The 23,266-nt window shown below is 61.3% G+C and carries 28 protein-coding genes; 15 read left to right on the top strand and 13 right to left on the bottom strand.

All coding sequences use genetic code 11. The annotated features are described in order from the left end of the window. Positions 1-55 precede the first annotated feature (55 nt). Positions 56-661, top strand: coding sequence for a conditioned medium-induced protein 4 (locus ACK509_RS07855; RefSeq protein WP_410765928.1), 606 nt, complete (start codon positions 56-58; stop codon positions 659-661). Positions 662-705: 44 nt separating this feature from the next. Here ACK509_RS07855 and ACK509_RS07850 read toward each other — a convergent pair whose 3' ends face one another. After that, complete coding sequence (locus ACK509_RS07850) at positions 706-1,002, bottom strand: hypothetical protein (protein ID WP_410765927.1); 297 nt, start codon at positions 1,000-1,002, stop codon at positions 706-708. Positions 1,003-1,185: 183 nt separating this feature from the next. Between ACK509_RS07850 and ACK509_RS07845 the strand changes: the two genes are divergently transcribed. The 6 genes from ACK509_RS07845 to ACK509_RS07820 are packed head-to-tail and all read left to right on the top strand — an operon-like array spanning position 1,186 to position 6,285. Then, the gene (locus ACK509_RS07845; protein ID WP_410765926.1) at positions 1,186-3,294 is read left to right on the top strand and encodes a minichromosome maintenance protein MCM; all 2,109 of its coding nucleotides are present in this window, start codon (positions 1,186-1,188) and stop codon (positions 3,292-3,294) included. Next, positions 3,295-3,600, top strand: coding sequence for a hypothetical protein (locus tag ACK509_RS07840; RefSeq protein WP_410765925.1), 306 nt, complete (start codon positions 3,295-3,297; stop codon positions 3,598-3,600). Between the two features lie 44 nt (positions 3,601-3,644). Further along, positions 3,645-3,983, top strand: coding sequence for a hypothetical protein (locus tag ACK509_RS07835; RefSeq protein ID WP_410765924.1), 339 nt, complete (start codon positions 3,645-3,647; stop codon positions 3,981-3,983). Continuing rightward, a complete protein-coding gene (locus tag ACK509_RS07830) occupies positions 3,980-4,816 on the top strand; it encodes a hypothetical protein (protein ID WP_410765923.1) in 837 nt (278 codons plus the stop codon). Before ACK509_RS07835 ends, ACK509_RS07830 begins: the two co-directional genes overlap by 4 nt. 30 nt (positions 4,817-4,846) lie before the next feature. After that, complete coding sequence (locus ACK509_RS07825; protein ID WP_410765921.1) at positions 4,847-5,626, top strand: hypothetical protein; 780 nt, start codon at positions 4,847-4,849, stop codon at positions 5,624-5,626. Continuing rightward, entirely contained in the window at positions 5,623-6,285 is a 663-nt protein-coding gene (locus ACK509_RS07820; RefSeq protein ID WP_410765920.1) for a P-loop NTPase, read from the top strand. Before ACK509_RS07825 ends, ACK509_RS07820 begins: the two co-directional genes overlap by 4 nt. A gap of 36 nt (positions 6,286-6,321) precedes the next feature. Here the strand turns inward: ACK509_RS07820 and ACK509_RS07815 are convergent, their stop codons facing one another. Then, complete coding sequence (locus tag ACK509_RS07815; RefSeq protein WP_410765919.1) at positions 6,322-7,188, bottom strand: transcription initiation factor IIB; 867 nt, start codon at positions 7,186-7,188, stop codon at positions 6,322-6,324. Between the two features lie 223 nt (positions 7,189-7,411). Here ACK509_RS07815 and ACK509_RS07810 point away from each other — a divergent pair, with 223 nt between their 5' ends. Beyond that, on the top strand, positions 7,412-7,645 hold the full coding sequence (locus tag ACK509_RS07810; protein WP_410765918.1) for a hypothetical protein: 234 nt from the start codon (positions 7,412-7,414) through the stop codon (positions 7,643-7,645). Positions 7,646-7,898: 253 nt separating this feature from the next. Then, entirely contained in the window at positions 7,899-8,420 is a 522-nt protein-coding gene (locus ACK509_RS07805) for a hypothetical protein (RefSeq protein WP_410765917.1), read from the top strand. 45 nt (positions 8,421-8,465) lie between these two features. On the opposite strand, the gene ACK509_RS07800 is transcribed toward ACK509_RS07805, so the two are convergent. Next, positions 8,466-9,209, bottom strand: a complete 744-nt coding sequence (locus tag ACK509_RS07800; protein ID WP_410765916.1) for an AAA family ATPase — start codon at positions 9,207-9,209, stop codon at positions 8,466-8,468. A gap of 66 nt (positions 9,210-9,275) precedes the next feature. Then, positions 9,276-9,692 carry an HIT family protein gene (locus ACK509_RS07795; RefSeq protein WP_410765915.1) on the bottom strand — a complete coding sequence of 139 codons (417 nt, stop codon included), beginning with the start codon at positions 9,690-9,692 and terminating at the stop codon, positions 9,276-9,278. A 195-nt stretch (positions 9,693-9,887) separates the two neighbouring features. Between ACK509_RS07795 and ACK509_RS07790 the strand changes: the two genes are divergently transcribed. Continuing rightward, positions 9,888-10,838: a hypothetical protein gene (locus ACK509_RS07790; RefSeq protein ID WP_410765914.1), complete on the top strand. Its 951-nt coding sequence runs from the start codon at positions 9,888-9,890 to the stop codon at positions 10,836-10,838. Between the two features lie 20 nt (positions 10,839-10,858). Here the strand turns inward: ACK509_RS07790 and ACK509_RS07785 are convergent, their stop codons facing one another. The 5 genes from ACK509_RS07785 to ACK509_RS07765 all read right to left on the bottom strand — a co-directional run bounded on the left by ACK509_RS07785 (position 10,859) and on the right by ACK509_RS07765 (position 13,950). Beyond that, positions 10,859-11,482, bottom strand: a complete 624-nt coding sequence (locus ACK509_RS07785) for a uracil-DNA glycosylase family protein (protein WP_410765913.1) — start codon at positions 11,480-11,482, stop codon at positions 10,859-10,861. A 19-nt stretch (positions 11,483-11,501) separates the two neighbouring features. Continuing rightward, complete coding sequence (locus ACK509_RS07780; protein WP_410765912.1) at positions 11,502-11,735, bottom strand: hypothetical protein; 234 nt, start codon at positions 11,733-11,735, stop codon at positions 11,502-11,504. 54 nt (positions 11,736-11,789) lie between these two features. Beyond that, a complete protein-coding gene (locus ACK509_RS07775; RefSeq protein ID WP_410765911.1) occupies positions 11,790-12,641 on the bottom strand; it encodes a ribose-phosphate diphosphokinase in 852 nt (283 codons plus the stop codon). Positions 12,642-12,734: 93 nt separating this feature from the next. Then, complete coding sequence (locus ACK509_RS07770) at positions 12,735-13,553, bottom strand: hypothetical protein (RefSeq protein WP_410765910.1); 819 nt, start codon at positions 13,551-13,553, stop codon at positions 12,735-12,737. A gap of 52 nt (positions 13,554-13,605) precedes the next feature. After that, positions 13,606-13,950: an SWIM zinc finger family protein gene (locus ACK509_RS07765; protein WP_410765909.1), complete on the bottom strand. Its 345-nt coding sequence runs from the start codon at positions 13,948-13,950 to the stop codon at positions 13,606-13,608. Between the two features lie 102 nt (positions 13,951-14,052). Here ACK509_RS07765 and ACK509_RS07760 point away from each other — a divergent pair, with 102 nt between their 5' ends. The 3 genes from ACK509_RS07760 to ACK509_RS07750 all read left to right on the top strand — a co-directional run bounded on the left by ACK509_RS07760 (position 14,053) and on the right by ACK509_RS07750 (position 17,556). Next, complete coding sequence (locus ACK509_RS07760; RefSeq protein WP_410765908.1) at positions 14,053-15,189, top strand: tRNA (guanine(26)-N(2))-dimethyltransferase; 1,137 nt, start codon at positions 14,053-14,055, stop codon at positions 15,187-15,189. A 61-nt stretch (positions 15,190-15,250) separates the two neighbouring features. After that, positions 15,251-16,612: a YihY/virulence factor BrkB family protein gene (locus tag ACK509_RS07755; protein WP_410765907.1), complete on the top strand. Its 1,362-nt coding sequence runs from the start codon at positions 15,251-15,253 to the stop codon at positions 16,610-16,612. Positions 16,613-16,617: 5 nt separating this feature from the next. Further along, positions 16,618-17,556, top strand: a complete 939-nt coding sequence (locus tag ACK509_RS07750; RefSeq protein ID WP_410766264.1) for a phosphatase PAP2 family protein — start codon at positions 16,618-16,620, stop codon at positions 17,554-17,556. A gap of 30 nt (positions 17,557-17,586) precedes the next feature. On the opposite strand, the gene ACK509_RS07745 is transcribed toward ACK509_RS07750, so the two are convergent. Beyond that, the gene (locus ACK509_RS07745; protein ID WP_410765906.1) at positions 17,587-17,793 is read right to left on the bottom strand and encodes a hypothetical protein; all 207 of its coding nucleotides are present in this window, start codon (positions 17,791-17,793) and stop codon (positions 17,587-17,589) included. 105 nt (positions 17,794-17,898) lie between these two features. After that, positions 17,899-19,269 (bottom strand): type I glutamate--ammonia ligase, encoded by a 1,371-nt coding sequence (gene glnA, locus ACK509_RS07740; protein WP_410765905.1) that lies wholly within the window; start codon positions 19,267-19,269, stop codon positions 17,899-17,901. Positions 19,270-19,395: 126 nt separating this feature from the next. Between glnA and lrp the strand changes: the two genes are divergently transcribed. After that, positions 19,396-19,854, top strand: coding sequence for an HTH-type transcriptional regulator Lrp (lrp, locus tag ACK509_RS07735; protein ID WP_410765904.1), 459 nt, complete (start codon positions 19,396-19,398; stop codon positions 19,852-19,854). Positions 19,855-20,030: 176 nt separating this feature from the next. Here lrp and ACK509_RS07730 read toward each other — a convergent pair whose 3' ends face one another. Continuing rightward, positions 20,031-21,116, bottom strand: a complete 1,086-nt coding sequence (locus ACK509_RS07730) for an aminopeptidase (RefSeq protein ID WP_410765903.1) — start codon at positions 21,114-21,116, stop codon at positions 20,031-20,033. 118 nt (positions 21,117-21,234) lie between these two features. On the opposite strand from ACK509_RS07730, the gene ACK509_RS07725 reads away from it, so the two are divergent. Beyond that, the gene (locus ACK509_RS07725) at positions 21,235-22,260 is read left to right on the top strand and encodes a threonine aldolase family protein (protein WP_410765902.1); all 1,026 of its coding nucleotides are present in this window, start codon (positions 21,235-21,237) and stop codon (positions 22,258-22,260) included. A gap of 12 nt (positions 22,261-22,272) precedes the next feature. On the opposite strand, the gene ACK509_RS07720 is transcribed toward ACK509_RS07725, so the two are convergent. Beyond that, on the bottom strand, positions 22,273-23,217 hold the full coding sequence (locus ACK509_RS07720; RefSeq protein ID WP_410765901.1) for a cation diffusion facilitator family transporter: 945 nt from the start codon (positions 23,215-23,217) through the stop codon (positions 22,273-22,275). Positions 23,218-23,266 lie beyond the last annotated feature (49 nt).

Genomic DNA, 23,266 nt, shown 5'->3' with positions numbered 1-23,266 from the left:
GCCGGTTTACGAGGGTCGGAGACATTCAAGATGCTTCGCGTTTTATTCACTCTCTATGGACGAGAAGACCGCCGAACTCCGTGATATCTTCATCGAGACGACCGGGTCGGACACTGTCACCGAGCGGCAGTCCGAAGGACGCGGCTCGCTCGCCGACGTTGGCGACCCTGAAGAAGTTCGCACACGCGTCCGCGGGGACATCCAACAGATGCGCGAGCGATTCGAGTTTCGGACCGAACTCGGAACCGACGCGCTCGTGAGTCTCGTCGTCGGCTACTACGGCGGCGACACTGATGAAGCACTGGCGGCCGACCTCGATATCGCTCCCGACGAGGTTCGAACCGCTCGCTTCGACCTGCACCTCGTCCGCGACGCCGACCGCGACACTCCCTTCGATTACGACCGCTTCGAAAAGCTCGTCGCCAACGACCGCTCCGACGAGGAAGTCGCGGACGAACTCGACACCGAGGCAGATATTGTCCGGCTCTTTCGCCCTGTTGCGGACGCGGACCTTCGCTCTACACGAGTGAACCACCGCTTCCGCGACGACTTCTCGGATTTGCTCACCGACGAGGCGCTCTCTGAGAACCTCACTGAAGAGACCCGTCGAACTGGGCTTCGAGAGGCGACAGAAGACATCGAGACGGACGTGTCGTTCTGAGACGCTTCTTACTGGCGTCTCTGCGAAAAAGTTGTGGCGTCGTGTTATTCGACGCCGGTCGCTTCCATCCCACCCGCAATCGACGTGACGGGTATCACGTCGGCTTCGTGGTCTTGCAGGATTGGCGGACTGAGCAGTCCGACGATTCCTTCGAACGATTCTGCTTCGAGGACGAGGTAGAACGTGTGTTCGTTCGGGGCGACGAAGGCGTTGTGAACCGTGACGCCAAACGACTCCTCGGCAGTTTCGAGTCTGTCGTGGAGTTCGCTCGCTTTGCCTTTGTGCTCCGGTCTCGCCCAACAGTTATCCGGTGAGTGCGTCAACCGGACGATGAATTGCATTCGAGTTCAACACCTCTGTTCTGCGCGCCGCTCGGGGTCGTTCGTGACGACGCGAGAACCACACTAGTGTATGTCACCCAGTAGCATAATGGGGCTGGTAGGGCGGCGAATTCGGTGAACGTGAGGTGACCCCGCTCGGCGACGACGAAGGTTCTTAACCAGTCGGGAACAAAGGAAAGTTCGATGGCGCAGGCCCCGCAGAATCGAGAGTTGACAGAGCGGTTTATCCAGTTTTACCGCAACTACTATCGAGAGCAGATTGGACAACTGGCACAGCAGTATCCGAAAGAGAAACGGTCGCTGTACATCGATTACAACGACCTCTACACGTTCGACACCGAACTCGCCGAAGATTATCTGACGAAACCTGGGCAGTTCCAAGAGTACGCCGAAGAGGCACTTCGCCTGTTCGACTTGCCCGCGGACGTCAAACTGGGTCAGGCACACGTTCGGATGCGGAACCTCCCGGATAACATCGACATCCGCAACATCCGGGTCAACGACAACCACATCGGGAAACTCATCTCGGTCCAAGGAATCGTCCGCAAGGCGACGGACGTGCGGCCCAAGATTACCGAAGCCGCATTCGAGTGCCAACGCTGTGGAACGATGAGTTATATCCCGCAGGGCGACGGTGGCTTCCAAGAGCCACACGAGTGCCAGGGCTGTGAGCGACAAGGACCCTTCAGAATCGACTTCGACCAGTCGAACTTCGTCGATTCACAGAAACTGCGGATTCAAGAGTCCCCCGAAGGCCTGCGCGGGGGCGAGACGCCGCAGAGTATCGACATGAACCTCCAAGACGACGTGACCGGCAAGGTCACCGCCGGTGACCACGTCACCGCCGTCGGGATTCTCCACATCGAACAGGTGAGTTCGGGCAACGAGAAGACCTCCGTCTTCGACTACTACATGGAGGGTATCGCGCTCGCAATTGAGGACGAAGAGTTCGAAGACATGGAGATTACCGACGAGGACATCGCCGAGGTCATCGAACTCTCGAACAACCCAGACATCTACGAGAAGATGGTCGCCTCGGTCGCGCCCGCCATCTACGGTTACGACCAGGAGAAACTCGCCATGATTCTGCAACTCTTCTCCGGTGTCACAAAGCACCTGCCCGATGGCTCTCGGATTCGTGGCGACCTGCACATGCTCCTCATCGGTGACCCCGGTACCGGTAAGTCGCAGATGCTCTCGTACATACGACACATCGCGCCACGTTCGGTCTACACCTCCGGTAAGGGTTCCTCGTCCGCCGGTTTGACCGCCGCCGCCGTCCGCGACGACTTCGGCGACGGCCAGCAGTGGACGCTCGAAGCGGGTGCGCTCGTCCTCGCCGACAAAGGAATCGCGGCGGTGGACGAACTTGACAAGATGCGCCCAGAGGACCGCTCTGCGATGCACGAAGGACTGGAGCAACAGCAAATTTCGGTCTCTAAAGCCGGTATCAACGCGACGCTCAAGTCGCGGTGTTCGCTCCTCGGCGCGGCGAACCCGAAATACGGCCGGTTCGACCAGTACGAACCTATCGGCGAGCAAATCGACCTCGAACCCGCGCTCATCTCGCGTTTCGACCTCATCTTCACCGTCACCGACAACCCGGACCCCGATTCGGACTCTGCACTCGCCGACCACATCCTGAAGACCAACTATGCCGGTGAGCTGAACACCCAGCGAACTAACGTGCCGAACTCGGAGTTCACCGAAGAACAGGTCAACGCCGTCACCGACGAAGTCGCACCCGACATCGAGGCCGACCTCCTTCGCAAGTACATCGCCTACGCGAAACGAACGTGCTACCCGACGATGACCGACGAGGCAAAACAGGTCATCCGCGACTTCTACGTGGACTTCCGCGCTCGCGGTGCCGACGACGACGCCCCTGTTCCCGTGACGGCGCGTAAACTCGAAGCACTCGTCCGTCTCTCGGAGGCCTCTGCCCGCGTTCGCCTCTCCGATAAAGTCACCCGCGAAGACGCCGTTCGCGTGACCGACATCGTCGAATCCTGTCTGCGCGACATCGGGATGGACCCCGAGACTGGTGAGTTCGACGCCGACATCGTCGAGACCGGTCGCTCGAAGACCCAACGCGACCGTATCAAGAACCTGCTCGAACTCATCCGCACGATGCAAGAAGAGTTCGAGGAAGGCGCGCCGCACGACGACGTACTCGAACGTGCGCACAGCGAGTTGAACATGGACGAGAGTACCGTCAACGACCAACTGGAGAAACTCAAGATGAAAGGCGACATCTACGAACCGCGCGGCGACGTGTACCGGGCGACGTAGATGGACCGAATCTCCGCCATCCGGAACATCGAAGACGCCATCCGCGACTTCGAGTCGGGCGATGCTGACCTCGCCAATACAGAACAGCGCGTCGTGACGGTCCTTCGGACGTTCGCAACCGAGTTCGAGACCGACACCGGCGAAGGGTCGCTCGATGCGTGGAAAGCCGTCGGCGACGAACGCGCCGAAGGCATCGTCGTCCTCGCCTCTGGCGAAGCAGACGCGAAGGGTCGCGTCGAAGGGTTACTCGCCGATGCGACCGACACAGAGACGACAACCATCGACTTCTCGGTCGAACAGGTCTGACCGCTGTCGAACGACTTTTCTTCCCACTTGGTGACCGACTTGCTGTGCTACTCGTCGTGACGTATTCGAAGGCCGCGCGGACGACGCTTCGGAACATCTGTCGAACCCACGACGAGACTATCGTCCGACGATTCGGGCGGGCAGCGTTGTTCGATGCGACCGAACTCGGGGCGTTTCTCGCGCTCCGCTTGAAACAGAAACACGACCACGACGTGCAGATTCTGGAGACAGAACCGTTCAACGAGTTCGAGTCGGTTTCCGAATCGGTCCGGACCGCGGCGGCTGAATACGAAGCACGCGACGCGACGTCAACCCCCTACGCGAAATTCGCGGTGGGGACCGATCATCCGTCTGTCGCCGATATGCGAACCCGTGAGCTATGAAAATCCGACTTCTCGATGGGACGGTTCGAACGGGACGCGGTATCGACCTCTTGGGGTTCGAACTCGACGCCGAAACCGTCGCCGATGCTGTCCGTGACGAGGCCAGTGTTCCAGAACTCACTATCGACTGTCCAGCACCCGGCCCCGGCCACGAAACGCTTGGCGTCGTCTCGTCTTCGCTTTCGTCTCCCGGGAACTTGTTCGAAGCAGTCGGGCGCTCTCGCGGCGAGTCATCGCCTGCCGATTCCGACCTCGCTCGTCTCGAAGCAAGACGTAGAGACGTGTCTACATCGGCGAACGCCACCCCACCGGACCTCGATTCGGCACGTCAGCGAGTCGCAGAAACCGGTGCCGACGTGGCGCGATTGCGAGAAGAGACGGCGGCGCTTCGCGGGCGGCTCACGGCGCACCGTGAAGCCGAAGACGACGGGGCGGTGGCTGACGTTGGAAGGAAACTGCGCGAGACGACGACGAAACTCTCCGAAGTCGAAACCGAGCGAATCGCCGCAGAACAGCGATTGTCGGCGCTCGAACGAGAGGCACGAGGCGTCCGAGACCAGCGCGAAGAACGACTCAAACTCGAAGATGCACTCGACAACCGTCGTCGCGAGTCCCGCGCGTATTTCAGCGACCGCTATGCTTCAGCGGCAGAACAGACGGCTGAGACACTCGCCGATTTTGCATCCGGTTCAGTCGCTTTTGACTCACTCCTAACCACGCTCGCTTGCATTCGGCTCGCCGACCTCGACGCACCGGTGGTTCTCGCCTGCGACTTCTTCGACGACGCTGAGACGGCGGCCGCCGCGCTCGATACGCCAGTTATCCGGCTTTGATTTAAATACGAAGAGGCGACCATCCCCGTCATGGATTACACGCTCGATGTTTCGACTGTTGACGGCCTGACGCTCGTCTCGGTCGTTCTCGATAATACGGCCCCTATCGACCGCCGGGTGCGCGTCGAAAACCACCTCGGTGGACCAGTATTGCCGCCACGTCGTCGTGGTGTTCCCGAGTCGGGGTGGGACGAGATGGGGTACGAAGGAACGATTCCCGCCGAATCGACCCGCGCACTCGGTTATTCGTGTCCCGTCGTGCCCGATGGCGACGCGGAAGATGTCGAAGTGGTCTCTGTCGAGGTACTCGGTCGCGCTGTCGAAGACAGTGAGATGACGCCCGACGACGTGGTGCGCGAACTTGGTCCCTCTCGCCCGCCCGCAGACGTGGTTTCGGTGTCACCGGCCGTCGAATCGACGAACCGCTCTGCCAACGACGAGAGTTCACCCACAGAGAGTGAACCGACCGCAACCGACGGCGACGTTGCGGACGCGGTTGCCGACGTACCGATTCGAGAAACTCCAGTTTCGCCTACACCCAACACCGCCAAGGCCGAGGTGCTTCCTGCGGACCTCCACGCCTACTTCGAGGCCCTCGAACGACAACTCGAACTCGCGGAGTGCTTGGAAGGCGTCGGCGTCAGCGACGCAGCGACCATCCTCACGGAGTCGGATGCCGACCCAACGTCGCTTCCCCACCTCGATGCCGAGCGTGAGACGTTGCGGCAGATTGCCGCGCGTGCGACTGCCTTGGCGGACCGAGCGGCGAAAGTGTCTCCGACGACTGACGCACTTGGGAGAGTCGCATGATTCTCGCCGTCGTCTCGGGCAAAGGTGGCGTCGGCAAATCGACGCTCTCGTTCGAACTCGGTGCAGCACTGGACGCCGTGGTCGTCGATGCCGACTTGGGAATGGCAAATCTCCCCTACGCGCCCGGCCCGGACCTCCACGACGTACTCTCCGGGCGAGCAGAGCCGGTCGAAGCAGTCCGTGAGGGTGGGCCGGTGACACTTCTCCCCTGCGGTAGAAGCCTCGTCGGCGCGCGGTCGGCGGACGTTCGAAAGCTTGCAGCGACGCTTCGGTCGGTCGAAGCGGCCTACGGCGACGTAGTCGTGGACTGCCCCGCCGGGATGCGCGCGGATGCAGGTGTCCCACTCGCCGTCGCCGATGCCTGTCTCATCGTTGCCTCGCCGAAAGGTTACGCGCTCGCGGATGCCGTTCGAACGCGCGAACTCGCTCGTGAACTCGACTGTGGTCTCGTCGCCGTCGCGGTCAATCGTGTCATCGACGACGCGCCGCTGGACGCCTTTGCCGACGTACTCGGTGCGCCCGCGACGGCGATTCCGGCAGACCCGAAACTAGGGAGGGCAATCGAGCAGGTGAACCCGGTCGTCGCACGCGCACCGAACTGTCTCGCCAGTGCGCGAATTCAGGAACTCGCATCGGCAGTCACCGCCTGCCGGTTGTGAGAAGAGTCGCTCTTTCTTCAGTCAAATACTCGCTGTTCAGTCACGGAGTGCGACGTAGGTCTTCCGCAGCGTGACGGGCGTCACGTCCGCGACGTCCGCCGCTTCGGACTGCGTGCAGTCGGCGTTGAGGTCGCGGGCAGCGGTGTAGAGACAGGCCGCGGCGACGCCGCAGGGGTTCTTGCCGCCAAGACTACCGTCTTCCTGTGCCTCAGTCGCGTACTCGCGGGCGAGACGCTCCACGTCGCAATCGAGGTCCAGTTTCGTGGCGAAACGAGGGATGTACTCAGTCGGTGGCGTCGGCGCGATGGGCAATCCAAGGTCGCGGTTGAGCGCGCGGTAGGCGGCCTGTTGTTCGGCCTCGGTCGATTTTGCGACTTCACACACTTCTTCGACGCTTCGGGCGACGCCCATCACGCGACAGGCGGCGTAGATACACGCGGCGGCGAAGCCTTCGAGCGAGCGCCCGCGAAGGAGGTTTTCTTTTTGCGCGGATTTGAACAGCGTGCAGGCTTGGTCGCGGATGGTATTAGGGAGCGACAGCGCGCTCGTCACGCGACGAATCTCGGTGAAGGCGTAGACCTGGTTGCGCTCGCGCTTGCTCGAAATGCGGGCGCGGTTGTGCTGACGGCGGAGGCGTGCGAACTTGCGGCGCTTGCGGCCTTTGATACGCGTCGAACGACCGATTTTGGTCGAAAGCCCGCGGTCGTGGCGCGAGTGGGTCAGTGGTGCGCCCGTGCGTGCCGGGTTGCGGTCGTCGTCGGAGAACGAGCGCCATTCGGGGCCGTGGTCGATTCGGTACTCGGAGACGACGAGTCCGCAGTCCGAACAGACCGTCTCGCCAGCGTCGAAATCGAGGTGTCCGTTACATTCTGGGCAACCATTGGGGGAGTGTGCTTTACTCATTACAATTGAAAATCGGCGCTGAAAGGGTATTTAAATGGAGGAAAATTCGGGGGTTCGGACCCCATTTTTGCCCATCGAACGTACCGGTCACCGGTAGGCTATTGCTCTCTATCTGTGGGTGTAGACGCAACGACAGGTGACCAACTGAGAGAATGGCCGATTCCGAGGGAATATCACATTCACAACAAGAAATTTGTACTCTCTCAGACCAGACCTATAGAAGATGTTCGAGAGATTCGAATCGAATCGCTACACTATCCGTGGAATTAGCACGACTGGTGTCATATTCTTCGCATCTCTCGTCGCCGTCGTCTATGGAGATGTCAAGATAACCAATCCGTTCGTGGTGCTGTTGCTCGTCGTATTCGGTGGTGTCTTCTTTTACCTCACTGCTGGAAGTATCCACGAGTTACTCTCTGACGGCGAAAAATCGGATGAGAGAGACAGCAGTTCGTAGCGTCGGTTACTCAGACGAGCTGTGAACCGCCCACGCTCTCTGTAATAATTATCAAAACTGGTGTTTAGTTACTGTGCAAATACAGCGTGTCGTGGTTCGTCCGATTGTCGCTGGTGCCTAAAGTTGAGTCGAGCGAATCGAGCGGCTCACAGAACGACACTCTCGCTACGACGACATCTCGGCCTTCAGTGCAAATATCAAACGTGAATTTTGGTGGAAAGGCTTTTGTCAGGATAGGCTCGACACTTGAGCGATGGGGCTCTCGGATATCGCCGCTGAATTAGGGCCGGTGACGACAAAGCAGCGCCAGCGCAACGTCCCGACGATTGACGACACGGGTGTCTCGCTCCGTACGCGTTTCGAGACGCACGCAGACGCGCTTCCATGTACGCCTGCGGCCGCGGAGCAGGTTGTCGAGGCACACGAGTCAGGCACGGCGCTCGGAGACAACGCTCGCGCGGCAGGTATCGCTCCGGTGACGGCGGCGAAAGTACTCCACTGTTGCGGCGTGACCGGTGTGAACCCCCTCGCCCCGGAAGCACGCCGCATCGTACGCGATTGGATCGATGGCCGTCTCTCGCGAGCGGATGCGCTCGCACTCACTCGCGCGGACCCGACCGAGTTCGCGCTGGCGACGTACATCGAGACACACGACCCCATTGTCCCCCTCGCCGAAGCAGTCCAGGGTGCGCTGACGAATCACGGCGATGCCGCTGTGGCAAAGCGCGACTCTCTGGCCGAAACGATGAGTTCGGTCACTGACCTGCAGTTCTAACGAGACCTCTCTCCCCTCTCGATTTTTGGAAAGTAGTGCCCCGACTCAGCGACGGACGTATCCTTCGACCGACGAGAGGACCCCACCCGACTCAGTTATCGCCGAGAGTTCGATATCGAGCAACACCGACGCCGCCGCAACGACACCAGCGGCGAGTTCGTCGTCTTCGTTGGCCGCCGGTGCCTCGGTGACTGCTGCGTACTCGCTCTCGGGAATCACCACGTCCGCGTCGTCGAGCGCGCCGAACGTCGAAACGACCGCATCGACGGAAGCACCAACGTCGGCAACACGAGCGCGAACGCGACTGACTGCATCGGCACCGCGAACGCTTGCGGGCGCGACCAGCGCAACTCGCTCGCACGTCGTCGCGGCGGCGACCGCGGGATTCGACGCAATCGGCGGTGTGTCCACGATGACGTGGTCGAACCGATTCGCGGCATCCGAAATTCGTCCTTCGAAGGCTTGGGCCGCATCGGGCGTCATCGCTCGCGCAAGTCGCTCGAACGGTGCGGCCGCCGGGCAGACGGCGACCCGCCCTGCAGCATCGATATCCAGATTCACGAGTCCCGACGACAGCGGTTCGTCTACCTCGTCGGTGACGAGTTGGGTGATATCAGGACTGAGCGTCCCAGAGACGTAATCAGAGAGTCCGTGGGTCGCAAACGAAGCATCGAGAATCGCTACGCCGCGGCCGTCTGCGGCCAACGCTGAGGCGAGTTCGACTGCGAGTCGCGTCGTGCCTGCGCCTCCCGTCGTGCCAACCAGTGCGAGCGTCGTCGGAACTGACATACGACGACTGGTTTTGTTTTCAGATTAATACCTTCGGTCGCTGGGGAGTACAGAAAAAGAGGCTACTTACGCCGAAATCGCGGCTTCGATGTCGTCCATCTCGTCGTCCGAGAGGTCGGGACGCTCGCCTGCGACTGCGTGGATTGGCGCGCCGCCGTCGCCCTCGAATCGCGGGACGATGTGGATGTGGACGTGGTCTACTTCCTGTCCGGCGGCGGGGCCGTTGTTGATACCGACGTTCGTCGCATCGGCATCGACGGCGTCTTCGACGCGGGGGACGAGTTCCGAGACGGCACCGAACAGTTCTTCAGAGAGTTCGGCGGGTACCTCGTCGAGACGTTCGTAGTGGTCTTTTGGAATCACGAGTGTGTGGCCCGACGCGAGCGGGTTCACGTCGAGAAACGCCAGCGTGTGTTCGGTTTCGTGGACGACTCGTCCGGGGATGTCGCCGGATGCGATTGCGCAGAAGATGCAGTCGGGCATGTGTGAGGAGTTGCGTGGCGAGGAAAAGAAAGTTTGGAGCCACCTGCGTTTGGTTTTCTTCGCTGTTGGTTGGTTCGCTGGGAATTGCGACACGACGAGAGCGAACCCAGAAAGCCACTTTCTGTGGACTGTTCAGGAGTCGCCGTTCGAGTGGATGCCAGCAGATTCATACGGTACGAATTTGACAGCCAACGCATGCCGACTGCCCTCCACAACCTCCACAAACGGGTCGGAGTCGTAACCGCGCTTCTCGCGTTCGTTGCTGGCGCATTCGGACCGTTTGGACCGCTTCAACGATTCTTTGAGAGTGATATTGTTGGACTCGTCGGGACGGCCCCGGTGGTCATCGTCGAACTGGCGGCGTTCCTGGTTCCACTGCGAATCGCCGTCTTCTGTGGCAACCGATTCGTACGCGACAGAACAGTCCACGGCGAATTTCTGCGGCGAGCAGGTGTAGAGGCTGGTGTGGGTTCGCTCGTTGGAACGACACTCGGCGTCCTCGCCGGACGGGTCTTAGAGCGAGTGTTGGTGTTTGGGACGCTCCTCGATGGGCGACCGGTCACGGTGGATTCGGTGTCGTCAGTCGGCTCTTCAGTGTTGTTTTCACTTCCGCCCTTGGTCACGCTCTCGTACAGCATTCTCCCCGTCGCAATCGGGGTGGCACTCGCATTCTTTGCAGGGACGAGCCGTGGGCTGGCGACTCATTCACGGCCACAGGTACTCCGAACTGCGTCTCTCATCGCAGGTCTCTGTGGTCTACTCGGCGGATTTAGCATCGTCATGCTGCCGTTTGGCTGGCTCTTCGCAAACGAAAACCCCGTTCTCTCGTGGCCGTTGTATGGTCTCGTCCTCAGGGTCATCGCTCCGCTGGCCGCGGCGATTGCTATCGCGTTCTTCGTCTCTACTCCCGTGACGCGCAGTCACACAGGCACGATTGCCGCTGCGACACTCGCAGGAATCGTCGCCGGTGGGACTACTGCCTACGGCTACCTCGTTGTGACCGACGTTCCGGCTATCCAAACGATGCTCTCGTCTGCCACTGGGTTTCTGGTCACGAACGTCCTCACACTGCTCGTCGTCGTCGTTATCGCAGTGTTCGCTGGCGGCGCACTCTCGCGTACTGTGGGAAGAACTGCGACTGAGTGACGACTTGGCTCGTCGCCTTCTCAGGGCAACAGGCTCGCTAGCTCCTCGAAGTACTCGTCCAACTCGTAGCCGAGTCGAGAGAGCCACACGTCCCGATACGCGGGATGCAACAACGGAACGACAGTGTAGCCAAATCGCTCGCTCTCAACAGGCTCTAAAACCGTCTCCAGAAACCCACCCAACGAAATCCCATCCAGCGAAAACACGCTCTCTGTCGCGTGTCGTCCGGTCGGAATCACCACGTCAGGTTCGATGGTTTCTAACTCGGCGACGAGATGCTCACGGCAGTTCTCTTTCTCCGCCGCCGTCGGTGCCCGGTTCGACCCCTCGCCGTCCGAGGGAAAACACTTCACGGCGTTGGTGTAGAAGACGCCCGATTCGTAGCCGACGGTGGCCATCGTCTCGCGGATTCGGCGTCCCGAATGCTGGGCCGTGTAGGACATCCCCGTCCAATTGCCGCCTTGCCAGCGGTCGGCGTCGGGGTTGCCCGCGCCGGGTGCTTCGCCAACGACGACGATGGTCGCATCGTCGGGGCCGACGCCCCACGAAATTCGGTTTCGGCACTCCACGAGTGCAGGACAGCGTGCGCAGTTGGCTTCGACGATAAGTGTGTCTGCTGAGTTCGGAAACGCTGGGTCTGTCATTCCGAAAATGGCCTCAGGATTACTCCGTCAGCGGCATCACGATGCCGAAGATAATCGGCGAGAAGAGCAACAACAGCACGCCAATCACTTCTGCGTCGAAGAACAGGGTTCGCTCCCATCCGGGGAGTTGCCCGCCGCTACTTGCTGCCAGTGCGACCTTTGCGCCGACTGCACCGAAGATGAACAGTGCGATACCGAGGCCGACTCCTGTCTTCGTCAAACGTGGATAATCGAGTTTTCCGTACCGTCCCATACACTCTTGAGGCACATAATCCACTAAAACCGTTGCGAGAGGGTGTGTGACCTGCTAGCGCTCCAACACCGGCGCGAGTGCGGGCGCGACAGACACTGCGCTCACGTCGCGTTCGAGCGTATCCGTACCGATGACGCGCTCGATGCCAGCGCGGGCGAGTTTGGTTCGCGCGTTGCGCGCGAGAAGCGGGTGAACGGTCGCACAGAAGACGCGCTTTGCACCGCCCTCGGCGAGGACAGCGACGGCCTCGCTCATCGTCGAACCGGTGGCGATGATGTCGTCGGTAATCACCACGTCGCGGCCTTCGAAATCAGCGTTGCTCGGCGTGATTTCGACTTCGGTCCCGCTGAGGCGGACCTTCTCGAAGTAGTCCGTCTCGCCTTCGCCGTAGGCGTCGCGGACGGTCTGGGCGATGTCGATTGCGCCCGAGTCGGGCGACAAGAAGAGTGGGTCGTGCAGGTCGCTGAGGGGGTCGGCGAGTTGTCCCGCGGCATCGACGATATCGACGGGCACGTCGAAGAAGTCGGCAATCGCGTCTTCGTGAGGGTTGACGAGGACGACGCGGTCGGTCGTCGTACTCACCGCGCGGGCGACGGCGCGGGCCGAGATGGGTTGGCCAACGTCGAACGCCTTGTCCTGACGGGCGTAGCCCATGTACGGAATGACCGTCGTCACGTCCTCGGCACCGGCCTCGCGGACGGCGTCTTGGAGTTGGAGTAGTTCGATGTAGTCGTCGTTGCTGGCGGTGCTGGCGACGATAGTGGCGGTGTCAGCGTCGAAACCGGGGACGGCAGCGAGCGTCTCGCCGTCCGGAAACCGGTCGTACTCGACGGCCGAGAGCGACTCGCCGAGTTCCGAAGCGAGTGCGGCCGCGAGCGCCTGGGAAGATGCGCCGGGTACGAGCATACTCCTCCGTCTCTCGTCGGTGGTAAAACCGCTTTTCGTTGGCGTCTGCGGAGATGTGTGTCAGCGTATCACGGCCTCGGTGTGCCCCGAACCTTACCGAACCGCGATGCCCGTCGCATCCAAGCCGAGTACCTGTGTTCGCCATTCACTCCCAGTCGTCTGCAAACAGAGCGTTCCAACGTCGGTCACTGCGTAGGTCGTTCGCGCGTCGTGTGCAAGCGAGACGACGGCCTCGGCCACCGGAATCGGATTCTCTTTCCACGTCTCGCCGTCGAGCGTCACGATACCGCCGGGCGTAACCGCGTCGGCACGTCCGTCAGGCATCGACTCGACCACGCTCGTCTCCGAGTCGAGAGTCTCCATCCACCCGTTCCCGAGGGCATAGAGCGCGGAATCGGTCGCGACGAGCGGTACTCCTGTGTCGCTTCCGAGTCGCCCCGCCGGGTCGGACACGTCGCGCACGTCATCCAGTCCGACGTGCGAGAGTTCGTCGCCAACGATTCGATAGACACCATCTGCGGCCGCGACGAGCGACCCGTCGAGCGCGCGCACGTCTTCGACCGTTCCGAGGTCGGTCCACCCGTCTTCTGCGAAGCGCGCGACGCGCCCCGATTCGTCGGCGGCGACGATTCGGTTCTGGTGAAAGCCGACTGCGACGGCGGGGCCGAAGTCGAGTTCATGGTAGTCGTCGCGGACGAGCAGCACGTCTTCGGCGGTTGCCACCGCGATTTCGCCTGGAGAGCCAGCGATGTCGCGCGGGTCGCACCGGTGGTCGATGCGGAAGCCACCGACTAAGTCGTCGGAGACATCGACGGTCACCACACCCATGTTCGCGGCGACGTACACCGTGGTCTTCTCGGATTTATCGGCGTAGACGCGTTTTTCATCGATAGAAAGGTCGAAGTCAGCCATCCCTTAGTTCGGCTTGGTCGCGCGATTCAGAAAGCGTTGTGGTCGGTACCACTTACAAAAATTCACGAACGTCTGAGTACCACATGTCGTGGTAATCCACTTCGTCGAGGGCGTCGGCGATGTCTACGGCGAGAACGTGCCAACATCGCTCGCCTTCGTCGGGGTCGAGGTTGTAGTGCGAGTCCTTACACGTACACCCGCGGTCTTCGACCACGTACTCGTCGTCGTAGCCGACGACCACGTCGAAGTCGCGGTAGCGTTTGACTCGCTTTTCGGAGACGGCTTCGATGGCCTGAATGCCTCTCTTTCCGTGGGCATCCACGATTTGCTGGACGATATCCGGCGCTAACTTACCTGCCTCGGCAAGCGCCGCTCGCCACGCTTCGGCCGTGTCCACACGCTCGCTTCGAGAGTCGCGGTCAAAACCCATTCGGTGCCGTAGTAATCGACCGGCGCGGCGCATCGCAATCGGTTTCCGCCCCCACGGGCGAATTGAGATATGTTCGTGAGCGAGGGAGGCGTCGAAATCGAGGTCGCTGACGCCCGAGACGGCGCGTCAGAAGGGACCGGTGACGGCGTCTTCTACAACCCGACACAGGAGTTGAACCGTGACGTGACGGTGGCCGTCCTTCGTGCCTACAAAGAACGTGAACCCCGCGCCCAGACGTATCTCGACGCGATGGCCGCCTCCGGGATTCGTGGTGTTCGAGCCGCCAACGAAGGCTACGACGTGACTTGCGCCGACCTCGACCCCGACGCGGTCGAACTCGCTCAACACAACCTCGACCACAACGGCTTCGACGGCGAGGCAGTCCACCGCAACGCGAACGGCCTCCTCTACGACTCTGAGACCGTCTTCGACATCGTGGACCTCGACCCGTTCGGGACGCCCATGCCCTTTGCCGACCCCGCAATGGCGAACACCCGCGACCTCGTGTGTGTCACCGCAACCGACACCGCTCCCCTCTGTGGCGCACACCAGAAGAGTGGGATTCGAAAGTATGGCTGTCTCCCGCAGAATACCGACTATCACTCGGAGATGGGCCTTCGCGTCCTCATCGGCGCACTCGTCCGCACCGCCGCCCGCCACGACAAAGCCGCGATTCCGATTCTCTCGCACGCGACGCGTCACTACGCCCGCACCTACCTCGAACTCGACGGACGCGCCACGAAAGCCGACGAACTCCTCGAATCGACCGGCTTCGTCTACAACTGCGAAGACTGTCTCCACCGCGAACACGAAGCCTCGCTCGTCGCGCACCCGCCCGAAGAATGTTCGAACTGCGGTTCGACGCGCATCCTCGAAGCAGGCCCGATTTGGCTCGGCCCCATCTGCGACCCAGCGTTCGTCGCGGACGTTCGTGACGAGATTACCGACGACTTCGACAGCGCCAAACGCGCCCGCAAGATGCTCGACACGCTCGAAGGTGAACTCGACCAACCGACACACTTCGACCAGCACCGACTCACGAAACTCTGGGGCCGCTCTGCCCCGAAGATGGAGGAGTTCCTCGAAGCCATCCGCGAGGCCGGATTCGAAGCGACCGACGCTCACTATCACGGAACCGCGTTCAAGACGGACGCAACCATCGCCGAAATTCGAGAGGCGACGGCCTCTTTGGACCCCGAAGCCTGAAGCGAACCTGACTGTCTAATTCGGGGTAGTTTCTTTGTCTCGCGTGTCGTTCGGGTGATACGTGAGCGCGCGAATCCGCGAAATCGTCTCCCTCGCTCGGACCGTCGTCGAAACGATACAGGACAGAGAAATCACTTTTCTCGCGGCGAGTATCTCGTACTACGCGCTCGTCTCGCTGGTTCCGCTGCTCGTCCTCGCGGTGGTCGTGACGACCGCGATTGGTGGTGCGGAACTACAAGCACAACTCGAGGAACTGATCAACCAGTACCTCGTGCCCGCCGGTCAGGGGATAGTCCAGCGAGCACTCGAAGACCAGACCGGTCAAGGGAGTATCGGTATCGTGAGTCTCGGTCTCTCCGTCTGGGGTGCACTCAAACTCTTCCGTGGCCTCGATATCGCCTTCTCGCGCATCTACGGGTCCGAATCCGGTGGCATCCTCGACCAACTCAAAGATGGCATCATCGCGCTCGTCAGCATCGGCCTCGGGACGGTCGGCGTCGCGGCACTCACGGCGCTCATCGCCTTGCTCGAACTTCCGTTCGTGCAGTACCTCTCGCCGCTCGTTCTGTTCATAACGCTCTGTGTCGCGTTCTTCCCGCTCTACTACGTCTTTCCCGACATGAAACTCCGGCCTCGGCAGGTCATTCCGGGGACGCTCGTCGCCGCCGTCGGGTGGACCTTACTCGGCGTCGGATTCGGGATTTACACGCAGTACACCGCGGGGTCGATTGCGGGCGCACTCGGGTCGGTCTTGCTTCTCGTCACGTGGTTCTACTTTTCGGGCGTGATTCTCCTCGCGGGTGCCGTCGTCAACGCCGTCTTGCTCGGCGATAGTGACGAATTACCTGTCGATGCCCCCGAGAACGGGCCGGGCCGTGGTGGTGACGGTGGTGACCACGGAAGCGAAATGGACCGGCAGGTACAACATCAGGGAGTCCGACATGAAGGGCATACGGATATGAGCGACGACCGAGGTGACAACGATGGACCGCACGGAGGCGAGGGCGCTGGTGACGACCAGCCCAACTCGTCTGTCTCTCCCCGCGGTGCGCCCGACATCGAAGAACTCGAATCGCGCGTCGAAGAGCTTCGCGCAGACCTCGATTCTTTCGAGAGTGACGTGACCGAGCGGACGGTAGAAAAGCCCAAACTCGAAGCCGAGATGAAGCGGTACGTCCGTCGCCGGATGCGGCGCGGCAAAGCCCGTGGGTGGGGGCCGTATCTCGTTCTCCTCTACGGTACCGTGCTCACGCTGGGGGCGTTTTACTACCTCCAGTCGGACCTCATCGCGGTCTTTGCGATGCTCGTCATCTTCCTCTCGACGCTCGGACTCTACGTCCTCTTCGTCATCTTCGGTATCGGCCTGAACGCCCTCGGTGTTCCAAGCCGCGCCGTTGATGCGGTTCGAGAACGTCGCAGCTAACAATGATGCTCTTGCAGACGCGTGGCATCGGCGAGAACGCACTCGCCAACGCACCCGACGTACTCGTGTTTCTGTTCGGGCTTCTCACCCAACTCGGCGACCAGTGGTTCTACTTTCTCGTCTTCACGTCGATGTACTGGCTCGCTCGCCCGCGACTCACGAAGCGCCCGCGACAGGTCGCTGCGACGTTCGTCGGCCTCGCGTTCGCGTCGCTCGCGCTCGTCACGGCACTCAAAGTCGGCTTCGCGCTCCCGCGTCCACCGACAGCGGCGATACCTGCTGCACCCGCGTGGCCCACGCCGCTCGCCGACCTGTTCGTCTCCTTTACGACCGACGACGGGTTTGGCTTCCCCAGCGGCCACGCCCTCGGAGCGACCGTCGTCTACGGCGCTGCTGCGGTCATGCTCGACATCTGGGACCGCCGTCGTCGCGTCGTCGCCGCGGCAGTCATCGTCGGTCTCGTCGCGCTCTCGCGGGTCGTCATCGGCGTCCACTACGGCATCGACGTGGTCGTCGGCGTCCTCCTCGGCCTCGGCCTCCTGAAAGTCCTCTTCACCGTCGCGGTAGACGAGGAAACGGGCCTACTCGACCCTGCTCGCGTCTTCGGCCTCTCTGCCGTCCTCGGTCTCGTCGCGCTCGGTACCGTCCTCGCCTTCGGCGGCCCGGGCCACACGGAACACGCCGCGGCGGCACTCGGCGGGTCACTCGGCGGATTCGTCGGGTGGACGCGCCTCTCCGACCACGAGTCGCTTCCGACGCTCTCGTTCCCCGTCGCGTTCGGCGCACTGGCCGTCGCGGGCGGGTTGTGGGGTGGCCTCGACGCGCTCGACGCGCCACTCCCGCTCATGGTTGTCGGGACTGCTGTGGTCGTCGCGTTCATCCTCGTCGCCCCGCAGTTGCAAGGGGCACTCGGGTCGTCGCAGGTCGCATCGAACGCCGACTAACCTCTCTTCCTCTCGCTTCGGCTTTCCCGCCTACCACCCGACGAGCGGCGCGACCAGTTTGGCGACGCCGACGAGGACGCAGATAACTCCGAGAAACCGGAACGCAACACCACCCGTCTCACTGGAGCGCGCTCCATCAGTTATCGGGCCGAATCGCCGGGCGAAGAGCATGTCCTTCGAGAAGAAAATGAGGACTGCACCGACGGCGACGAGACCGAGACCGGTGACGAGTGACATCGGTGTACGATTGCGTGCGCTGGCTCAAGAGTGTTCGTCAGCGTCGAAGCCGACGGCTCGGGATTCGAGTTCGAAAGAATGTAAGAGTCGGAATTCGAGGCGCGTTCAGTACTTTTCGAGGTACCGGTCGAGCTCCCACTGGGAGACTGCGATACGGTAGTCGTCGTACTCGGCGCGCTTGGCTTCGACGAACTTCTCATAGACGTGTTCACCGAGAGCGTTCTGGATGACTTCGTCTTCTTCGAGAGCGTCGATTGCCTCGCCGAGGTTACCCGGCAGCACGTCGATGCCGTACTCTTCGCGCTTGGCTTCGTCGAACTCGTAGATGTTCTCGCGGACCGGGTCGGGGCATTCGAGGCCCTTCTCGATACCGTCGAGACCAGCGTGGATGAGCGCGGCGAGTGCGAGGTACGGGTTACACGATGGGTCGGGGAAGCGCGCTTCGATACGGCTTGCGGCAGGCGTGCGTGCGGCTGGCTTGCGGATGAGCGCAGAGCGGTTGCGGTCGGACCATGCGACGTACACCGGTGCTTCGTAGCCGGGGACGAGACGCTTGTAGGAGTTGACCGTCGGGTCACACACGGCGGTGACAGCAGGCGCGTGTTCGAGGATACCCGCGACGAACTGCTTTGCCGTCTCGCTCAGGTTGAACTCGTCGTCGTCATCGTGGAACGCGTTTTCGCCGTTCTGGAACAGCGAGATGTGCGTGTGCATACCCGAGCCGTTGATTTTGGCGATTGGCTTTGGCATGAACGTCGCGTGGAGGTCGTGCTGTGCCGCGATAGCGCGGACGACAGACCGGAACGTTGCCACGTTGTCGGCGGTTGCGAGCGCGTCGTCGTACGTGAAGTTGATTTCGTGCTGGCCTTCGGCAACTTCGTGGTGCGAGGCTTCGATGTCGAAGCCCATGCTTTCGAGGCCGAAGATGATGTCACGACGGACGTCCGAAGCGAGGTCCTTCGGGGCCATGTCGAAGTAGCCACCGGCGTCGTTCGTCTTCGTCGTCGCGCGTCCGTCCTCGTCTTCCTGGAAGAGGAAGAACTCCGGTTCGGGTGCGGCGTTGACGTCGTAGCCGAGTTCGTCTGCGCGTTCGAGTGCGTCTTTGAGGACGCCACGCGGGTCGCCGCTGAACGGCTCGCCCGTCGAGGTGTTGAACACGTCGCAGATGAGACGGCCTGCGGCGCTCTCTTCGGTCTTCCGCCATGGGAGGATTTCGAAGGTGGACGCGTCGGGCTCGAGGCGCATGTCGGATTCCTGAATCCGGACGAACCCGTCGATGGAGGAGCCGTCGAAATAGATGCCTTCAGTGAACGCCTTTTCGGCCTGTGAGGCCGGAATGGAGACGTTCTTCACGGTGCCAAGAATGTCGGTAAACTGCAAGCGGAGGAAGTCGACATTCTCTTCTTCAATTTTGTCGACGACTGCCTGTGCTTCTGCGCTCAGGCCGCCGTCGGTGATGGCGTGTTCGTCCGTCATGTTCCTGGACACACGATTCGAACACCCGCACTATAAAGACCTTACCGCTTAATGCAATTCCCCGCGCTTTGCCACAGAATTGGATATTCGTAAAATTCTAATGCCCCCAGACGGTCTCTGAATGTAATGACGTACGAAAACCTCGACGCCAACCTCATCAATGCACTACTGGGCGACGGTCGCGCAAGTCTCCGAAGCCTCGCCGAAGAACTCGACGTTTCGGTGACGACGGTCTCGAATCACCTCCGAGACCTCGAAGACCAAGGCGTCATCGAAGGCTACACTCCCCGCGTCAACTACGACGCACTCGGCTACGACGTGACGGCAGTCATCCAGCTGAAAGTCGAAGGGTCTGCGCTCCCAGAGATTACCGAACGTCTGCGCGCAGAAAAGCAGATGATTTCGGTCTACGAGGTCACCGGTGACTACGACATCATCGCCATCGGCAAGTTCCGTGACACCGACGGCATGAACTCGCAGATTAAGAAGCTGCTCACGGATGCCGACATCCGCGAATCCAACACCTCGGTGGTCCTCAACTCTGTCTCCGAAAACGAACAGTTCGAACTGGACATCGAAGAGTAACACCCCCCTTTCTTCCACTACACGCCCGGCTAACAGCGGTGCGTCGCGGCTTCTCCCGCTTCTTTGACGGCCCTCCATTTCCACTGGAAAAACGAGCGACTGCGCTCTGGTTAGATTTCTGACTCCAGTGGAAATGTATGGGTTGCGTCGTTTGAAATGTTAGACCAAGGCTTCGATTAGAAGTCGTCTTCGAACACGAACGTTCCGTTGCGCTGGACGACTTCGCCATCGACTTCGATGACAGAGTCTTCGGACATGTCCACGATCATGTCCACGTGTTCGGCACTCTCGTTGACCTCGTTCTCGTCGCCCACGGTCTCGGGGTAGGCCGCACCGACGGCCATGTGGACGGTGTCGCCCATCTTCTCGTCGAAGAGCATGTTGTACGTGAAGCGGTCGATACTGCGGTTCATACCGATACCGAGTTCGCCGAGGAAGCGTGCGCCGTCGTCGGTGTTGAACACACCATCGAGGACTTCTTCGTTGCCCTCGGCGGAGTAGTCCACGACTTCGCCGTCTTCGAACGTCACGCGGACGCCCGAGACTTCGCGGCCCTGTCGGTACAGCGGCAGGTCGAAGTACACCTCGCCCTCTACCGAATCCTTGACCGGTGCGGTGAACACTTCGCCGCCGGGGAGGTTGTGCATCCCTTTGTCGTTGATGGCGGTGTTCCCCTCGATGCTCATCGTCACGTCCGTCTCGTCGCCGGATTTGATGCGCACCTCGTCGGCGTCGTTGAGAATCTCGACCATCTCTGCTTGGAGCGCTTCTTGTGCCTCCCAGTCGAGGCTGACCGCGTCGTAGACGAAGTTCTCGTAGGCCTCGGTACTCATGCTGGCGAGTTGCGCACTGCCCGGTGCAGGGTACTGGGTGAGACACCAGCGCTTCGAGAGGGCTTCTGCCTGAACTGGTTTGTAGGCGCGTTTCCACGCGGCGTTCGTCTCCGGCGAGATGTCGCTCTGTTCGGTCGCGTTCGTCTCGGCGCGGACGCGGATGAGGACGTCTGCTTCTTCGAACAGTGCGAGCAGGTGTTCGGGTGTCTCGAACTCGTCTTGCTCCGAATTTCGGAGGTACGCCCGCATGAACCGCGGGTTGTTGTTGGTGTTGACGACGTAGGCCCCGCGCTCGCCGAGGAGTTCGTTCAGTGCCGTTACGAGGTCGTCGGCGACAGGTGGGGCGGCGACGACGACCTTGTCGCCTGCTTCGACTTGGGTGGAGTGGTCAACGATGGTCTGTGCGTGTTCGCGGATGCGCGGGTCCATACCGCGCATGTGGGATGTACGGTGGCAAACACCTTTCGGAGTGCAATGTTTGGATTCCGGCCCGTCGCCGTCGCTCCGACCACCGATTATTTCTCACTCGCCGGGGTTGGTTCGACTAATGATTGACCTTCGAAGCGACACGGTGACGCTTCCGTCCGACGAGATGCGACAGGCCGCCCGCGACGCCGACGTTGGCGACGACGTCTACGGCGGCGACCCGACCGTGAACGAACTCGAAGCGCGCGCCGCCGAGTTATTCGGCAAAGAGGCCGGACTCTTCGTGCCCTCCGGCACGATGGGCAACCAAATCGCCGCTCGCGTCCACACCGCCCCCGGCCAAGAGGCACTCGTCGATGCGAAAGCCCACGTCTACAAGTGGGAAGTCGGTGGTTTTGCCCAACTCTCCAGTCTTCAGGTTCGCGCCTACGACGCTGGCGAGCGCGGTGCGCCCACACCCGAACAGGTCCGCGAGGGTGCGAGAGAAGAATCGCTCCACATCGCCGGAACCGGCCTGCTCTGTCTCGAAAACACCCACAACGCCCGTGGCGGTATCGCCATCCCGAAAACCGATATCGACGCCGCAGCACAGGCCGCACACGACCTCGGGATTCCGGTTCACCTCGACGGCGCGCGCGTCCTCAACGCCTGTGTCGCACTCGACGAAGACCCCGTCGCGATGGCAGAACACGCCGACAGCGTGATGTTCTGTCTCTCGAAGGGCCTCGGCGCGCCGGTCGGGTCGATGCTCGTCGGCACCGAGGAGTTCATCGAAGACGCAACTCGCGTCCGCAAGCAGTTCGGCGGCGGCATGCGACAGGCCGGTATCATCGCCGCACCGGGTCTCGTTGCGCTCGAAAATATCGACCGCCTCGCCGACGACCACGCGAATGCAAAGATTCTCGCTGAAGGGTTGGATGCCGTCGAAGGCCTCTCGGTCCCGACGCCAGACACGAACATCGTCGTCGTCGATTCCGAGGCCGCAGGGATGACGTCGGACGAATTTGTGGAACTCTGTGAGTCTGTAGACGTTCTCGGCGGTGGATTCGGCGAGTACCACACCCGCCTCACGACGAACCTAAACGTCTCGCGCGAAGATGTCGAAGAAGCAGTCGAACGAATCGCCGACGCGGTCGAATCGCGGTAATCGAGCGTCTACCTACAACTCGGGTTCGATGTAGACGAAGTGGATGCGGTCGTCGGCTTCGCGCAGTTTGTCTTCGATGTCGGTGATGAGGTCGTCCATCTCTTCGACGTCGAGTTCGGGGTCGAAACTCACGTCGAGGGTGACGAGCAGTTTCTCGGGGCCGACGTACACCGCCCGGAAGTGGTCGATGTGGACGACGTGCGATTGGTCAGAGATGATTGTTTTGAGTTTCTGCTCTTCGTCGAGCGGAAGGTTCTCACCGAGGAGGAGGCGTTTGTTCTCCCACGCGAGCGCGACCGCGAAGCCCATGAGCATCACCCCGATGAGGAGCGCCGTGAGCGCGTCGAACATCGGGTTACCCGTCACCTCGGTCAGGCCGATGCCGACGAGTGCGAGCATCGCACCACCGAGTGCAATCGTATCCTCGGTGTAGGCCGTGAGCGTCGTCACGTCGCTCGTCTTGCGGAACGCCTCTCTGAGACCACTCCACTCGTACTCTTTGATTTGACGCTGGAGTTCGGCGTTCGCCTTGAGGTAGGCGTAACTCTCGAAGGCGATTGCGCCGAGGAGGATGGCGACGTTGATGTAGACGGGTGGGATGCTCATCCCGAGGAGAACGACTGCTTCACTGCCGCCGCTGTGGGCGGGGTGCATCAGCGCCTCGTAGCCGTGTTTCAGTGACTCCCAACCAGCGATACCGAACAGAAGGACCGAGACGAGAAACGAGTAGAAGAACTGTGCTTTACCGTACCCGAATGGGTGCGCTTGGGTAGCCTTGCGACCACTGTAGCGAATTCCGACGAGGAGAAAGACCTGGTTACCAGTGTCAGAGATAGAATGATAGGTCTCTGACAACATGGAGGGACTCCCGGTTGCGAGAAAGCCGAGGAACTTGAGGACGGCAATCGCCCCGTTTGCGAAGAGGGCGGCGATAACGACGGACGTACTGCCTGCCATGAGTGGGTGTCAGGCGCGTGTCGGATAGCTGTTCCGACGAGGGTTTCGG

Origin of the sequence: Haloferax sp. DFSO60 (genome assembly GCF_046557615.1) — an archaeon.
Classification (GTDB): Archaea; Halobacteriota; Halobacteria; order Halobacteriales; family Haloferacaceae; genus Haloferax.
This window is presented reverse-complemented; position numbering and strand designations above follow the sequence as displayed.

Excerpts from the sequence above, each read along its gene's own strand:
- ACK509_RS07805 (WP_410765917.1), top strand. The coding sequence starts at position 7,899 with ATGGGGCTCTCGGATATCGCCGCTGAATTAGGGCCGGTGACGACAAAG.
- ACK509_RS07785 (WP_410765913.1), bottom strand. The coding sequence starts at position 11,482 with ATGACAGACCCAGCGTTTCCGAACTCAGCAGACACACTTATCGTCGAA.
- ACK509_RS07830 (WP_410765923.1), top strand. The coding sequence starts at position 3,980 with ATGAAAATCCGACTTCTCGATGGGACGGTTCGAACGGGACGCGGTATC.
- ACK509_RS07790 (WP_410765914.1), top strand. The coding sequence starts at position 9,888 with ATGCCGACTGCCCTCCACAACCTCCACAAACGGGTCGGAGTCGTAACC.
- glnA (WP_410765905.1), bottom strand. The coding sequence starts at position 19,269 with ATGACGGACGAACACGCCATCACCGACGGCGGCCTGAGCGCAGAAGCA.
- ACK509_RS07795 (WP_410765915.1), bottom strand. The coding sequence starts at position 9,692 with ATGCCCGACTGCATCTTCTGCGCAATCGCATCCGGCGACATCCCCGGA.
- ACK509_RS07820 (WP_410765920.1), top strand. The coding sequence starts at position 5,623 with ATGATTCTCGCCGTCGTCTCGGGCAAAGGTGGCGTCGGCAAATCGACG.
- ACK509_RS07775 (WP_410765911.1), bottom strand. The coding sequence starts at position 12,641 with ATGCTCGTACCCGGCGCATCTTCCCAGGCGCTCGCGGCCGCACTCGCT.
- ACK509_RS07810 (WP_410765918.1), top strand. The coding sequence starts at position 7,412 with ATGTTCGAGAGATTCGAATCGAATCGCTACACTATCCGTGGAATTAGC.
- ACK509_RS07725 (WP_410765902.1), top strand. The coding sequence starts at position 21,235 with ATGATTGACCTTCGAAGCGACACGGTGACGCTTCCGTCCGACGAGATG.
- ACK509_RS07780 (WP_410765912.1), bottom strand. The coding sequence starts at position 11,735 with ATGGGACGGTACGGAAAACTCGATTATCCACGTTTGACGAAGACAGGA.
- ACK509_RS07850 (WP_410765927.1), bottom strand. The coding sequence starts at position 1,002 with ATGCAATTCATCGTCCGGTTGACGCACTCACCGGATAACTGTTGGGCG.
- ACK509_RS07840 (WP_410765925.1), top strand. The coding sequence starts at position 3,295 with ATGGACCGAATCTCCGCCATCCGGAACATCGAAGACGCCATCCGCGAC.
- ACK509_RS07730 (WP_410765903.1), bottom strand. The coding sequence starts at position 21,116 with ATGGACCCGCGCATCCGCGAACACGCACAGACCATCGTTGACCACTCC.
- ACK509_RS07770 (WP_410765910.1), bottom strand. The coding sequence starts at position 13,553 with ATGGCTGACTTCGACCTTTCTATCGATGAAAAACGCGTCTACGCCGAT.
- ACK509_RS07825 (WP_410765921.1), top strand. The coding sequence starts at position 4,847 with ATGGATTACACGCTCGATGTTTCGACTGTTGACGGCCTGACGCTCGTC.
- ACK509_RS07745 (WP_410765906.1), bottom strand. The coding sequence starts at position 17,793 with ATGTCACTCGTCACCGGTCTCGGTCTCGTCGCCGTCGGTGCAGTCCTC.
- lrp (WP_410765904.1), top strand. The coding sequence starts at position 19,396 with ATGACGTACGAAAACCTCGACGCCAACCTCATCAATGCACTACTGGGC.
- ACK509_RS07720 (WP_410765901.1), bottom strand. The coding sequence starts at position 23,217 with ATGGCAGGCAGTACGTCCGTCGTTATCGCCGCCCTCTTCGCAAACGGG.
- ACK509_RS07855 (WP_410765928.1), top strand. The coding sequence starts at position 56 with ATGGACGAGAAGACCGCCGAACTCCGTGATATCTTCATCGAGACGACC.
- ACK509_RS07845 (WP_410765926.1), top strand. The coding sequence starts at position 1,186 with ATGGCGCAGGCCCCGCAGAATCGAGAGTTGACAGAGCGGTTTATCCAG.
- ACK509_RS07750 (WP_410766264.1), top strand. The coding sequence starts at position 16,618 with ATGCTCTTGCAGACGCGTGGCATCGGCGAGAACGCACTCGCCAACGCA.
- ACK509_RS07815 (WP_410765919.1), bottom strand. The coding sequence starts at position 7,188 with ATGAGTAAAGCACACTCCCCCAATGGTTGCCCAGAATGTAACGGACAC.
- ACK509_RS07800 (WP_410765916.1), bottom strand. The coding sequence starts at position 9,209 with ATGTCAGTTCCGACGACGCTCGCACTGGTTGGCACGACGGGAGGCGCA.
- ACK509_RS07760 (WP_410765908.1), top strand. The coding sequence starts at position 14,053 with ATGTTCGTGAGCGAGGGAGGCGTCGAAATCGAGGTCGCTGACGCCCGA.